At 60.7% G+C, this 13630-nt stretch carries 13 protein-coding genes; 7 read left to right on the top strand and 6 right to left on the bottom strand.

Annotated features, from left to right (window positions below):
* Positions 1-6: 6 nt before the first annotated feature.
* Positions 7-339 (bottom strand): rhodanese-like domain-containing protein, encoded by a 333-nt coding sequence (locus tag AC0QUY_RS12615; protein WP_475387053.1) that lies wholly within the window; start codon positions 337-339, stop codon positions 7-9.
* A 159-nt stretch (positions 340-498) separates the two neighbouring features.
* The gene (locus AC0QUY_RS12610) at positions 499-948 is read right to left on the bottom strand and encodes a GNAT family N-acetyltransferase (protein WP_475387052.1); all 450 of its coding nucleotides are present in this window, start codon (positions 946-948) and stop codon (positions 499-501) included.
* A gap of 220 nt (positions 949-1168) precedes the next feature.
* Between AC0QUY_RS12610 and AC0QUY_RS12605 the strand changes: the two genes are divergently transcribed.
* From AC0QUY_RS12605 to AC0QUY_RS12580, 6 genes are all read left to right on the top strand, one after another.
* Complete coding sequence (locus AC0QUY_RS12605) at positions 1169-1378, top strand: hypothetical protein (protein WP_161853946.1); 210 nt, start codon at positions 1169-1171, stop codon at positions 1376-1378.
* Positions 1379-1720: 342 nt separating this feature from the next.
* Positions 1721-1975, top strand: coding sequence for a hypothetical protein (locus AC0QUY_RS12600; protein ID WP_246738176.1), 255 nt, complete (start codon positions 1721-1723; stop codon positions 1973-1975).
* Between the two features lie 109 nt (positions 1976-2084).
* The gene (locus AC0QUY_RS12595; RefSeq protein WP_161853945.1) at positions 2085-2549 is read left to right on the top strand and encodes a hypothetical protein; all 465 of its coding nucleotides are present in this window, start codon (positions 2085-2087) and stop codon (positions 2547-2549) included.
* Positions 2550-3018: 469 nt separating this feature from the next.
* Positions 3019-5670 carry an AMP-binding protein gene (locus AC0QUY_RS12590; protein WP_475387051.1) on the top strand — a complete coding sequence of 884 codons (2652 nt, stop codon included), beginning with the start codon at positions 3019-3021 and terminating at the stop codon, positions 5668-5670.
* 435 nt (positions 5671-6105) lie between these two features.
* Positions 6106-6723 (top strand): L,D-transpeptidase, encoded by a 618-nt coding sequence (locus AC0QUY_RS12585; RefSeq protein WP_161853943.1) that lies wholly within the window; start codon positions 6106-6108, stop codon positions 6721-6723.
* A gap of 256 nt (positions 6724-6979) precedes the next feature.
* Positions 6980-7567: a GNAT family N-acetyltransferase gene (locus tag AC0QUY_RS12580; RefSeq protein WP_474416808.1), complete on the top strand. Its 588-nt coding sequence runs from the start codon at positions 6980-6982 to the stop codon at positions 7565-7567.
* Between the two features lie 90 nt (positions 7568-7657).
* Here the strand turns inward: AC0QUY_RS12580 and AC0QUY_RS12575 are convergent, their stop codons facing one another.
* From AC0QUY_RS12575 to AC0QUY_RS12565, 3 genes are all read right to left on the bottom strand, one after another.
* Complete coding sequence (locus AC0QUY_RS12575) at positions 7658-8410, bottom strand: ThuA domain-containing protein (protein ID WP_246738174.1); 753 nt, start codon at positions 8408-8410, stop codon at positions 7658-7660.
* Positions 8411-8461: 51 nt separating this feature from the next.
* Positions 8462-9049 carry a hypothetical protein gene (locus AC0QUY_RS12570; RefSeq protein WP_161853940.1) on the bottom strand — a complete coding sequence of 196 codons (588 nt, stop codon included), beginning with the start codon at positions 9047-9049 and terminating at the stop codon, positions 8462-8464.
* Between the two features lie 233 nt (positions 9050-9282).
* Complete coding sequence (locus AC0QUY_RS12565) at positions 9283-11475, bottom strand: ATP-binding protein (protein ID WP_475387050.1); 2193 nt, start codon at positions 11473-11475, stop codon at positions 9283-9285.
* 242 nt (positions 11476-11717) lie between these two features.
* Here AC0QUY_RS12565 and AC0QUY_RS12560 point away from each other — a divergent pair, with 242 nt between their 5' ends.
* Positions 11718-13097: an ABC transporter substrate-binding protein gene (locus AC0QUY_RS12560; protein WP_161853938.1), complete on the top strand. Its 1380-nt coding sequence runs from the start codon at positions 11718-11720 to the stop codon at positions 13095-13097.
* A gap of 145 nt (positions 13098-13242) precedes the next feature.
* Here AC0QUY_RS12560 and AC0QUY_RS12555 read toward each other — a convergent pair whose 3' ends face one another.
* Entirely contained in the window at positions 13243-13476 is a 234-nt protein-coding gene (locus tag AC0QUY_RS12555; protein WP_161853937.1) for a hypothetical protein, read from the bottom strand.
* Positions 13477-13630: the final 154 nt, after the last annotated feature.

Raw genomic sequence — 13630 nt, 5'->3', positions numbered from 1 at the left:
TGGAGATCAGCCGCCGGTTTTGGTCGGCAAACCCGCTGCCTTCCAGCCGATGATGCCGCCGGCAAGATGCTTGTCATAGGGAAGGCCCGCCGCCTGCGCCGCCAGCGAGGCCGTCACCGAGCGTTTGCCGGAGCGGCAGGCGAACACCACCTGCTTGCCCTTCGGGTCCGGAATCGCCGCCGGATCGAAGCTCTGGAGCGGAACGACCACGCCATCCGGATAGGCTTCCACCGCTACCTCATTGGGCTCGCGGACGTCGACCAGCAGATAGCGGCCCTCCGCGATCCCCTTCGATACGTCTTCCGGGGTTAAATCGTGCACCTGATGGTCCGCCAACATATCCTCCTGACAACCCGCCGCGAGGACGCCAATAGGCCCCGCCAAGCGGGCGCCAAAGTCGCCCCTCGCGAGGGGAAAATCAAGCGCCGCGAGCGGGTTAAACGGCCGCCAAAACCGTGCCGCCGCCCAACGCATTTATTTTTCTCCCCTGCCCCTTTTTCAGGTCAGAAGTTCTTTCACGATAGGCCAGGCCCCATCAGGCGATTGAGGGCCGACCGACCGGTAGCCGCGGCGAAGGTAGAAATCGCGGGCGTTTGAGCTTGCCTCCCCGTGTACCGAAGGGAACTCGCGATCGCGCATCCGCCCTTCGAGCATCCCAAGCAAGCCGTTCCCCACGCCCTGCCCGGCAAATTCGGGCGCAGCATACAAACCCTCCAGCCTGTCGCCGTGAATGGCTCCCCATCCGGCGACGGTGCCGTCCAGCTCGGCAACCCATACTTCGAGCTCACGCAGCTTTCGCTCTATACCGGAGAGCGTGAGCTTCGACGCCCACGCCTGCGCTTCGGCACCGGACATTTTTGGTGGCGCAAGCTCAAGGATGGATCGCCGCCGAATGGCGTTGAGACGACTGGCGTCTTTGCGCATCGCTCGACGGTAAACGGGATCCATCGTCACCTGCCTCGCGTCAAACTTGGCGAGCCAATGTCCGCCGTTGGCCGCGTGCGACCACCGCTACCCCCGACTGCGACGTTTAAGCAAGAGCGACCTCGCGCAGCGGCCGGGGCTCCTTCTGACGCAACTTCCGTACTTGAACACATCATCCGGGAAAAAGTGGCAACCTTTTCTTACCAGTAGAATTGAATTAGGACGCGCCATTTGGAGTTCGAAAATGGATGACGACTTCCCGCTGAAGGTTGCTGTTGAGCGAGCTTGGACCGTGCACCTGGCGACGCACAAGGATATTGACGCGACCGATCCACGCCGTTGCTCGCTTGAGAGGTATCTGAGCGGAAAATGGCAAGCTGGTGAAAGCGACCCAGAAGAACTGACAAGCCAAGGTCTTTCTTATCTCCATCGCCTTGGATCTGAGAGTTGGTGAAGACAGGATGGCAAACCTCACAAAAGCGGTGGTCAGCCTAGCGAGTAGAACTGCCCGACCGGATTGGACGCTGGCTGCGCTGGCGAGCCTCCTGGCAGCTGGCATCGCAGCCTCGCTTCGATATGCGTTCGGATAAGAGGCCAGCCGCTCCGCATACTTGCGCTCGGCCGATGAGAGGCAGACGAACTATCCAGGATTATGCGAGAGTCGAGATCCTCGATTGATTCCGTCAATCCCAGCGCAACTCAAGCGCCCTGTGCTCGACCGCGGCGCGCGCTCGACAATCTCGAATCTGTTGTGTAGCTAACAATTCGTGAATTATAGGCGCCCGGCGCCATACATATGTTCAGGAACGCGGCACTCGAAATTGCTTTACCCGGTGCCATGCGTGACCCGATCAAAGAACCGAAGTACTGGCGAGATCGCGCCGAAGCGACGCGCGCGAAGGCGAAGAGGTATTACGACCTCAGACAAATTCGGCGAATGCTGCTGGTTGCGGAGGAATACGACAAAATCGCTGACCGCGTCGAAGAATGGCAACGCAGGGGCGAGGCACTCGTAAAGAGTACGCGTGGTGCTGACAATGCTGTTGATTAGGAAATGGCGAGAATCTGCTCAATAGCTCAGGCCGTTATTGTTGCCATTTTTTCCCGCCAAGGAACACAAGTCGAATTTGAAGCGTTCATTGCCATATCTGGAGACAGCCATGGCATCGAACGCGCGTCTATTCTTCGCGGGGGTCGGAACAACCTTCGTCATTTTGGCCATTGGTTTCGGCGGCGGTCTTATGCTGGCGAAAACCAGCATGGAGCCGACCGCGCCTAGTCGCCCGGTGGCCGATCGTCTGCCTCCCGTACGGGTTATCCTTCCTGCATCGGCCGAGGCGGCTACCCCTCCCGAGGTGCCGGTGCGAACGGTCACTGCTCCAGAACCTCCTCCAAAGCCGGTGACGCCACCCCAAGAGCAGCAGGCCGCAGAAAGGGATAGACAGGGCTTGGAGCGCGCCGAACGTCGCAAAGCACAAGCCGAAGAGCGAGCGCGCCGCAAAAAATACGCTGAACGTAAAGCGAGGCGTGAAGCCGCTGGTCTGGTGATGCACCAGCAAGAACCGCCCATCCTGGCTCTTGGCGAGGATCAACCTCGCGGTGGACGCGGCTTCTTTGGAAACTGACCACTGTTGATGGCAGATCGCATGATGCGCTCTCTGCTGCGCATTTTGGGCCAAAGCGCGCGCATCTTTCTCTCGCGACGATCGTGGCGGCCGGTCTGATTCAGGTCACTGCGATCGCGGTCGCAATTCTTTGCTAGACCTTAGAGGTAGCCCCCACGCGCTGGCCAAGGGAGCTGCACCGCGACCGTTCCCTTATGAGCGCTCCGAGCGCCTTGCGGATACCGGGAAGCCATTCCGTTTAAACGGCCCCAACCGAGGGGCCGCCAACCCGAACGATACGGGTTTTCTTCCAGCAGTCGGGGGGGCACCTTTCGGCTGGAAGCATCAAAATCAACCTTCAGCGATGCCGGTTGTTCCCTTATTCCTTCGCCAAGCATGGAAATTAGGGATTAGTGCGACTGCTTCGCGCCATTTACCGTTTTTTCCCGCTACGATTGGGCGCCGCTCCAGGAAGTCGGGGGACAGTCTAATGCGCGATGGGAGAGAGGCTGCAACCCAATTCACATTGGGCCAGGTCATCGGTCAAACTGCAGAGCGGTTCCCACACCAGCCTGCGATTGTCTCCTCCACGTTTGCGCCTCTGACGTACCGCGATCTTCAGCGCCAGTTGGAAGGCATCCGCCGACAGTTGCGTTTGGCTGGGTTCGATTGCAACGCCCGGATCGGGATACTCATGCCGAACGGCGCGGAGGCGGTTCTCGCCATCGTTGCGGTAGCCTGTTTCAGCATCGCGGTTCCGCTTGATCCGCGCCTGTCCCAAGCGGAGATCGATCAGCGTCTCGACATGCTGCGCCTGAACGCTCTTCTCGTGCCACAAGGCAATGCCTCTGAAGCTCGCCAGGCCGCTGAGCGCAGACGGCTCACCATCATCGAAGCCGCTCCGGTCGGGCACGGTCAGCTTGGACTCAATATCGTAGTGCGGGTCTCCAACTTCCCTGCGATCGATGCTGAGCCTGATCCGGGCTCGCCCGCCTTCATCCTGCAGACGTCGGGCACGACTGCGCAGCCGAAGCTCATTCCGTTCAGTCATGGCAATATGCTGGCGGCGGCCGCACGGCTTCAGGCCTGGTTTGGCCTTACACCCCGGGACCGTTGCCTGAGCGTGTCGTCCCCTTACTATTCCCATGGGCTCAAAGTAACGGTCTTCACACCGCTGCTGACGGGCGGCAGCATTGCCGTCCCGGCGAACAATGCCGTCGTGGCGCTGGACGAGTGGCTCGATGTCCTGCGGCCGACCTGGTACTCGGCAGGTCCTACGCTTCACACTGCCGTGCTGGACAAGGCAGAAAACCTTAAGGATGCGCCGACGTCGCACACTCTGCGGTTCGTCGTATCGGGTGGCGCGCCGCTGCTGAAAGAAGTGCAGGACGACCTGCAGCGCATTTTGGGCGTGCCGGTGCTGGAGCATTACGGGTCCAGCGAAGCCGCGCAGATCGCCGCCAACCTGCCGCCGCCCGGGCCGAACAGGCCAGGGACTTGCGGGCAACCTTGGCCTGATACCGTGGCCATTGTTGGTGAGGATGGACATCCCTTGCCAACCGGCGAGCGGGGTGAGATCTGGGTTCGTGGTCCCACCGTGATATCTGGCTATCTCGATGCGCCGGAACTCAATCATGCTGCTTTCAGAGAGGGCTGGCTTCGCACGGGCGATATCGGCAGCCTCGACGGAGACGGCTTCCTGACCCTGCACGGCCGCCTCAGTGAAGTAATCAACCGAGGTGGTGAGAAGATCGCCCCTGCTGAAGTGGAATCCGCACTACTCCGCCATCCGGCCATAGCCGAAGCTGCTGCTTTCGCAATCGCCCATCCACGACTTGGCGATGACGTCGCAGCTGCCGTCATTCCCCATCCTGGCGCGCAGACGACGCCTGCGGAGCTACGACAGTTCCTGCAACCCGAGTTGGCCTCGTTCAAGATTCCGCGGCACATTTTGTTCCTCGACCAACTGCCAAAGGGGGCGACGGGAAAGGTCCAACGGCGACGGCTGCGCGAGTCGCTCGACCAGCTGTTGGGTCAGCAGCGGGCGACGCCCCTGCCGGCTGTGGACAAAGGCCCATTGGATCTAGAGGCTGAATTGCTTATTCTATGGCGTAGGCTGCTCAAGTCCGAGGCTGTGACGGTCGACGATGATTTTTTTGCCAGCGGTGGTGACTCCCTTCTGGCGATGGAAATGCTCATCGAGGTCGAGCGGCTCGTCGGCCACCCCGTACCGGACACGATCCTGTTCGGAGCAGAAACCATCCGGCAACTTGCGCCAAAAATCGCCGTGCAGACGGGCACGCCGGCGACGCCTTTCCTCCAGTTCGATGCCTGTGGCGAACGGCCTCCCCTGTACTTCTTTAATGGGGACCTTATCAGCGGCCACGAGAGTGTGCGGCGGATGGTGGAGCTTTTCGGGCCCGATTACCCGATCATCTCCATCGATCCCCATGGTCTTCGTGGGGAGCCGATTCCGCCGTCGATCAAGCAGATGGCCGCCGACCGCCTGCCGCATATCCTGGAAAGGCAGGCCAGCGGTCCTTTCCTGCTGGGCGGCAAATGCAACGGCGCCATGGTGGCGTTCGAAGCAGCCCGCCTGCTGATGGCAGCCGGCCACAAGGTTGATTTGGTTGCGATGGTCGACCCGCCGACCGTTAGCGCCCGTCCGGTGCCGCGGGCGATCATCGGGCTGATGAAGCCCCTAGTTTCGCCTTACCTTCTGCGCTGGACATATGAACAAATGGCCCGGCTGGAGCGATACTCCAAGGCCTCAACGCGCGAGCAGATGGCTCCGGGGCTGAAGGAGCGGATCGCCAAGCTGTATGACGCATTATTCAATCTCAATAATGGGATTCCGCCGGCGTTATGGGACGCTTATTCCATCGCAATGGCGCAATATCTTCCGGCACCGCTCGAGGTCCCTGTGGCCTTTTACGCGGCTGAACACGACGGCCGGGCGTGGCGGCATCTCAGCTCCCAACTCGAAGTGATGCAGGTGCCTGGGGGACATCATGGCTGCCTGACTGTCGGCGCGGAACTGCTGGTCGGGCATCTGCGGACAAGAATTGATTTCCGACAGGCAGCACGTCTTCAAGCAAATCAGCCGTTTGACGGCACCGTTCGAGCAAGCTTTGCGAACTAGGCGTGCGTGATCTGCGGTCTTTCGGCTCTGTCAATCAAGGATATTGGAGTGCAGTAAGACCGCCTCAGTTAGCGGCCTTTTTTCATTTCCCGGTCAGGAGGCGCGGCCCCAGCAGCGGGGGGGGCTGGGGCTGAGCTGGGGCCGCCCATTCCAACCGCCGGCAACGCGAAAACAAGTGGCCGACGGGTCAGGTACGTTATCGCAACTCGGTTGGATCGTTCCGACTAGTTCGGTGTACCCCCGTTGGCGGCACTCATTCAAATCCGACTAAACCACCGGCTGATTGAAGGGGCGCTCAACGCCGCGCCGGCAGAGCAAGGTTTTGTCTCATGCCCCTCGCGGCGAGTTGCTTGAACGATTATTTAGCGGCCGCCTTGATTTCTGCACTTTTTGAGCAACAAATTGAGACATGTAAGACGGGTAGGAGGACACGCGATGATGGGGCGTGGGCTCGCGTTGTTACTGGTGGGGCTGCTCGGCGGCTGCATGCAAGCAACCCTTGCGCCGTCATCGAATGCCAGCTTGACCCCAAGGGACCGGCAGTTGCTCGCCCACGCGCGTTATGCGCAGGCGACTATTCCGGAAACATATCGCCGGCATATCGTCGACTACACGCGCAAGGAGCAGCCGGGAACCATCCTGGTCGATACCAACTCGCGCTATCTCTATTACGTCCTGCCGGGCGGCAAGGCGATCCGGTATGGTGTGACGGTGGGAGAGGAAGCGCTGGCCTGGTCCGGCATCGCTACGGTTGGCAAGACGGCTGAATGGCCGGATTGGATCCCGACGGCGGAGATCCAGGCCCGGCTCGGCCCCTACCCGAAGCGCGTCGCCGGAGGTCCGGACAATCCGCTGGGCGCACGGGCGCTCTATCTTTACGAGGGCAACAAGGACACGCTGTACCGCATCCACGGTACCAACCAGCCGGAATATATCGGTCAGGCCATCTCGTCCGGCTGCATCCGCATGACCAACGAGGACATCATCGATCTCGTGAACCGGGTGAAGCTCGGCGCGATCGTCGTCGTCCTGCCGCCGGGCCGGAGCGCGTAGCAAGCTACGCCGCGTGAGGCGCCGCGAAGCCCGTAGCCTGCAGGCGGGCTTGGCGGGGGCTGGCTTAGCGAGAAAAATTTCCCCGCACGATGAAGGAGCATCGGAACCGCTGCGGCGCTCTTGCCAATTTCCCTGCATGCCGGAAGGCCCGCCCGCCTCCCACACCCTCGACAGGCGGGGACGTGATTTGACCCTTGTCGGAAATTGCACTCACAATGCTTAAACATTGACGGTGAGTGATCGAGGGAACCACACGATGTCAGCGGCGCCTGAAGTCAAATCTGCGGATGCGAACATCCGGGCTATCGCGATCAGCACCATTGTGCTCGGCTTTGCGGCCGACCCGATGGCGCGCTGGGCCTGGCCCGATCCGTCCGAATACCTCAGAGTAATGCCTCGGCTCGTCAATGCTTTTGGCGGCCGGGCTTTCGAGCATGGCACGGCCTATGTCACCGAAGGGGCTCGCGCCGCCGCCCTGTGGCTGCCGCCGGGCGTTGAGCCGGATGAAGCAGAAATGGGCGCCATCATGCAGGAGACTGTGCGCCCAGAGATCGCCGAGGATATGGGCGACGTCATGAAAGGCATGGCCGAACATCATCCCCGCGGCCCGCATTGGTATCTACCCCTTATCGCCGCGGATCCGAACTGGATCGGGCAAGGGCTCGGCGCATTGCTCATGAAACACGCGCTTCGACGATGCGACGAGGAAGGCATCGCAGCCTACCTCGAAAGCTCGAACCCGCGTAACATGTCCTTTTATGAGCGCCATGGCTTCGAGATTGCCGGCAGGATCCAAAGCGGCTCTTCTCCCGTGCTGACACCGATGCTGCGGCCCGCATCATGAGCGCTGAGTTGACGCGCGACCGGTACGCCATGACGCGCGCTTCGAAGGGCTCTTTGCCAATACGTGCGAAGTGCCCTCGGCGCGCCAAGGTTACTTTCGCATAGACCAGAGGATGGCATTCGTGAGGATTTGCTGGTAGCGGGCGTCGCGCCAGACGGATGCCTCGTGGCCTAGCGCCGTATAGAATACCCGCCCCTCGCCGTAAGATCGTTTCCAGGCGAGAGGCCAGCCATAGGATCGTCGATGCACACCGGTCTTGCCGAGATCCACCGAGCTTGGGTCGAGGCGCAGGAGCACGCGTGATCCACGATCGTCGAAGTCACGGATCTGATAGATTTCGTCCTCGACTTTCAACGAATTTCCGAGAAACGCCACCAATGGATCGCTGGGATCAGCTACTTCGATCGTCACGGCCTGATGCCATGGATGACCATTGAAGTAGCCGCCGACCAGATCAAGATAGTCTGGCCAGGCGTAGAATGTGTCCGTGGCCGAATGAATGCCGAGGAACCCACGGCCCGAGCGCACGAAGGTGAGCAGAGCCGCCTTCTGATCGCCGTTCATCGGAAGTTCTCCGGATGTATAGAACATCACCGCGGCGTAGCGCTGGAGGTTCTCGGCCGAGAATTCAGAGGTGTCTTCGGTTGCAGTGACCTCAAAGGCGCCGGCATTCCTTCCAAGCTGGGTCAGGATTTCCCTGGAAAGCGGTATGACGTCGTGCCGGTAGCCGGCCGAGTAGGTGAAATAGAGGATGCGGTCTCGCGGGCGCTCCGCGCGCGCGCCGAGCGGCCGGATTGCCGCCGCGCTGCCGAGCAGCGCGATGAACTCGCGCCGCCTCACCATCCTATCCCTGAGACCTGACCATCCATTTGGATTGCAGCCCGTACGGAAAACTCAAGACAGCGTCACATTATCGAGAAATGGTTGCCAGGAGAACGCCTCGCTGTTGGCCTTGTCGAATTGCCCATCCTCCAGCAGCTTGCCGACAGACCTGAAGTACTCGCAAAGGAATGTCGCATCCGGCAATTGATAAACGTGCTCATTCGGCACCCACAAACCAAACTTCCTGGCGGAGATGAATGCAGACAGGATTGCAGGTTTGAGATCACGTACATTGTCCGGCCATTCTGACGAGGCGGCTCGAATTTTGATGCTGTCTGAAAGACTGCGAAATTTAGCGCCCAGACTTCGGAGCTCGGAAGCTTTTCTTTCGCTCGACTTCCGGCTCAGCCATTCCAATGAGATGCCAACCAGCATTCCGGTCAAAAAGACCATCGCAAATTTGAACCAACGCTGCTGGCCCAGTGCGACCAGATTGTCAGAAACGGTCGTGACCACAGCGTTACCAAGAACCGTCGTGGCCACACCACCCGGAATGGAAAAGACATTTGCCTTCAATCCTTTTTCGAGGATAGGCATGACCAGCGGGATCAGCAGAAGACCCCAAATTCCAAACAGAAACTGTTTAAGCCGACTGGACATCGAGCCCTATGGTTGCACGCAGACGAGCCATTCAGCCGAACTAACGCTTAAACGACCCATGCGGCCTCTCCAAAAAAGATAGGGATGCAGATTGCTGCAGTGCATGAATCCGATTGTGGACACTTGGCCGGGCATGCCGGCCGTGGCTCCATTGCGACGTTCCGAGTGGCGCCTGGCGCATAGCGCGGAAACATCCAGCCGAGAGCGGTTTTCATTTTGCTTTACCTGCAATCTCATGCCGCTGGATTGGACCGGACCTGCTGGGCTGGAACGCTCTCCTCTCGTACCAGCGGCAGGGAAAACTGAAAGACGGCACCTCGAGGTTCGTTCGCGCTCACCCACATTCGTCCCCCGTGAGCCTCGACCATCGACTTGCAGATCGCGAGGCCCATGCCCATGCCCTTGGGCTTGGTCGTGTAGAAGGCCTGGAATACGCGCTCGGCATCCGCCGGGTCGAGGCCGGGCCCGGAATCGCTGATAGTGACGAGCACGCCGGCCGCCTCCGCCTCGGTGTTGATCCGGAGCTCGCGTGTCCCCTCGTCGCTGCCGTCCATGGCTTCAATGGCATTGAGGATCAGGTTCAGGATCACCTGCTGCAGCTGAGTGCGATCGCCTTCCACCAGAGGCAAGCCCGGTGCGAGCTCGGTCTGTAACGAGATGCCATACTTGAACATTTCGCTTCGGGTCAGCGCGACCATTTCGAGGATGGCCTCGTTGAGGCCGAACCAATCCCTCCGGGGCGGCACCTTGTGAATGAGCGCCCGGATGCCGCCAATGACGTTGCCGGCGCGCTTGCCGTCGTCAACGATACGGTCGAGCGAATAGCGAACCTCTTCGAGATTGGGCGGCCGCGCACGCAGCCAGCGTAACGCCGCCTGGGCGTTGGTAACCGTCGCGGCGATCGGCTGATTGACCTCATGGGCGATCGAGGCCGACAACTGCCCCATCGTGGTAACGCGGTTGGCGTGCGCGAGCTCCGCCTGCATGGCCCGCAAGGCTTCTTCGGCCCGCTTGCGTTCGGTGATGTGACGCCCGACGCCGCGGTAGCCGACGAAGCTCCCCTTCTCGTCAAACACCGGCAGGCCGGAGACGGACACGTAACGCTTGCTGCCATCGGGAGCAGACCGCGCCAGCTCAAAATCACGGAACGGCAGATGGGCATCGAGCGTCTCGCGGTGCTTGCGCCAGGCCTCTTCATCAGGCTCCAGGTAAGGCACTTCCCAACGTGTCTTGCCGATCTCGGAGCCCGACGCCGGTGCATCGGCAAGATCCTCCGCAAATTCCTGGTGAATGAAGCGATGCTGCGCGTCGGTCTCCCAGTACACGTCGAAGGAGAACTGCACGAGGGTGCGAAAGCGCTCCTCGCTCTGCCGCAGCGCCTGCTCCGCCCGCTTGCGCTCGGTCAGATCGAGGACAAAACTGATACCCTGGTTTGGGCTTTGTTCGAACATCACTCCGCCGAGCAGCACGGGCACACGGCTACCGTCTTTCCGAAAATACTCCTTCTCGAATGGCTGGACGGTCCCCATCTGCTTCAGCTCTGCCACGGTGTGCGCGTCGCGGCCGCGCCATTCCGCCGGCGTCAGGTCCGTCCGGTTCAGGCAACCCGAGGCCAGATCCTTGCGGTCGTAACCCAACATATGGAGAAACGCGTCATTGGCCTCCAGAATGCGACCGTCGAGCTCCCAGATGATGATGCCGACGATGTTGGCGTCGACCAGGTAGCGGATCTTCTTGTCGCGCGCCAGGAGATCGCCATGGAGCGCGATGTTCTCTGCGATCGCTTTGCGCCGCCTCATTGCTTCGAGCCGTGCGAGCGCCAATGCCACCCCTGCCAGGATTGCGACAATGACGATGGCGGTCGCGATCAGCCAGGCCTTGCGTTGTTCGAGCTGCTCGCTGCGCTTCTCCTGATCCACGTGCAGGAAGCGCTCGTGATCAACCATCTGGTCGATTTGCGACCTTATCTCGTCCAGGCTGCGAATCATCGCCATCGCGGCGGGCCCCGAGTAGGTACGGACCGTTTTGACGATCTCATCGATCTCGCGCAGCTTTGCAGCAACGGTCAGCGCCAGATGTCCGGCACGATGGCTCTGCAATGGATCGTCCGCCACCAGGGCCTGCAGCGCCTGCGCGTCCCGTCTTACGCTTTCGTCGGAGACGCCATAGGCCTTGAGATATTGGGGGTCGAGGGTCAGCAGATAGCCGCGTCTTTGCGCCTCCACGTCGGCGATGACCGTGCGCAACCGATCCAGCGTCTCGAGCACCTGACGGTTGCGGTCCTGCGCAAGGTTTGCCGCTTGGCGCGCCTGCCAATATTGGAGGCCAAGAACTCCGGTCGCGACGACCACAACCAGAAGCGCAGCAACCACCAGCGTCAGCGGACGAGCTAACCACCGAAAGGACTGGCTCAGAAGAAATGACATTGGCCTGGTCTTCGATGCTCGCGTGAGCGGCTATTTTCTGATGCCGACGCAGAGTATTGCTAGTATAATGTAAATACAGCCACCGTCCGCGCAGGTGAGCGGGAACCGGCACACTCAACCGCGCAGATTATACCGGCTTAGAAGCCCGTAGGTCCCCTCGCAAGGGGCCAGAACGTCACGGGAGTACCTGTGCGCGCTGTGACGTTCGATCCTTCGGCCGGAGCAACCACAGGAGCAAACAGATGGCTCCAAGTGAGAACTTGCCTGCAAAATTGCCGAGCCATTCCGGGCTGGCCAGCCGGCGCAGCTTCGTCAAGGGTTTGGGCATAGCCCTGCCGGCCCTCTCCATGCTGCCCCGGTGGGGTTTCGCCCAGGATGTCGCAGCGAGCTACGCCAACGCTGCGATAAACTGGAAGCAGTTTGCGGGGCAGACGATCACACTCGGGGGCGCGATCCATCCCTGGACGAACGCGATTACTCCGCTTTTGCCTGATTTCACCGAGCTCACCGGTATCAGAGTCGTTCCCGACTTCCGGTTGGAGACCACGTACCTGGGCGCGCTGGCGATCCAGCTCAACCGTCGCGACAGCACACCCGACGTCTTCATGTACACGACCTATGGCCAGGGTATCTCGGGAGGATGGCTCGAGCCCCTGAACGCCTATTATGCCGACAAGTCGCTGACCGATCTCGCCTGGTATGACGAGGGCGACCTTCTCAAGACCGCCCGAACCTTTCCGCTATGGCGGGACGGCGAGCGCTACGCCATGCCGATCACCTCGGAGGCGGTGACCCTGTTCATCAATGGCGATGCGCTGGCCGCCAAGAACCTGTCGGTTCCCCGCACTTTCGAAGAGCTGCTTGTCACCGCCAATGCAATCAAGACCGACGAGATGTCCGGCATAGCCATGCGGGCTCAAGCCGGCGGCAATTCGTCCGTGCCGGCGATGAGCTTCTTGTTCTCCTATGGCGGGGAGATGATCAAGGACAACAGGGCCGCTTTCGCGAGCCCCGAAGCAATCGCGGCCATCGAGATGTTCGGTCAGTTGCTCAGTCAAGCCGGGCCTGGCGGTGTGAGCGGCTACGAATGGTACCACGTGCTGGACGACTTCCTTCAGCGCAGGACGGCGATGGCAATCGACAGCAGCAATTTCGCTACCGACATCTCCAACCCGGCAAGGAGCCACGTTGCCGGAAAGACCGTATTTGCCGCCTTTCCGCACGTCGCCGGCCGCACGTCCGTGCCCTTCATGTCGCACTGGCAGGCCTGCATCAATTCCAAGTCGAAACACAAGCGGGCGGCGTTTTTGTTTCTGCTGTGGGCGACAAGCAAGCCAACTTCGATGCTGACCGCCGCGGCGGGGCTGGCGACGACGCGTGTGTCGGCTTGGTCGAGCGAGGGGTTCAAGAAGGCGTTCGGCGCCCAGGCCGCGGAAGCCGCGCTGACCAACTTGCAGAATGCCGATGTCGACCGCGCCAAGGCGATCCTGTTTCACCCGGTATCAAGGCCGATCCTTGACGCGTTCATGATCGGCGTGAATGAAGTGGTCACCGGCGCGAAACCGGCGAAGATTGCGATGACGAATGCCGCCGAGAAGGCCAACGCGGCGATCCGTGGATGAGATCGCTGGAACAACGGCGATCCGCGGGTGCTATTTCGACCTCTGCAAAAGCCCTGAGACGCCTGTCGATCTGCACGAGGCGCCCTTGTAAAGGGAGCATCGTCCTTTTTGCGGACATAGGGCCGACCGTACCAATTGCCCGGCCTTACACTCGATCACGCAGCCCCTTAACGCCTTCACCCTCGGCGCAATGATCGCAACAGAAAAAAGTACCCGTCTTCTCCAATCCGTGCCCGACGATGCGGATACCGCAATGAGCGCAGGTCGGCGCGAGCGCATGAATGGCGCACTCGAAACTATCGAAGGTGTGCGCCCTGCCGTTCATTGTGACCTGGAAGGTCTTGTCATAGTCATTGCCGCAGGTTTCACAGGTAGCCATGATATCCACCCTCACTTGGCGCGTTTGCAATCGTAGTACCTTCGCATTGAGTGAATTCAACAACGGTGCCCCTATGGGTTGGTTCCTCATCCTTCCGCGCAACATCGGGGCGCCCAGATCGACGCGCGCGGTAGGCCGTCGCGGCAGCCTACCG

The organism is Bradyrhizobium sp. WYCCWR15520, from assembly GCF_056174665.1.
Note: the sequence above shows the minus strand (reverse complement) of the source record. Positions and strands in the feature narration are given on the sequence as shown.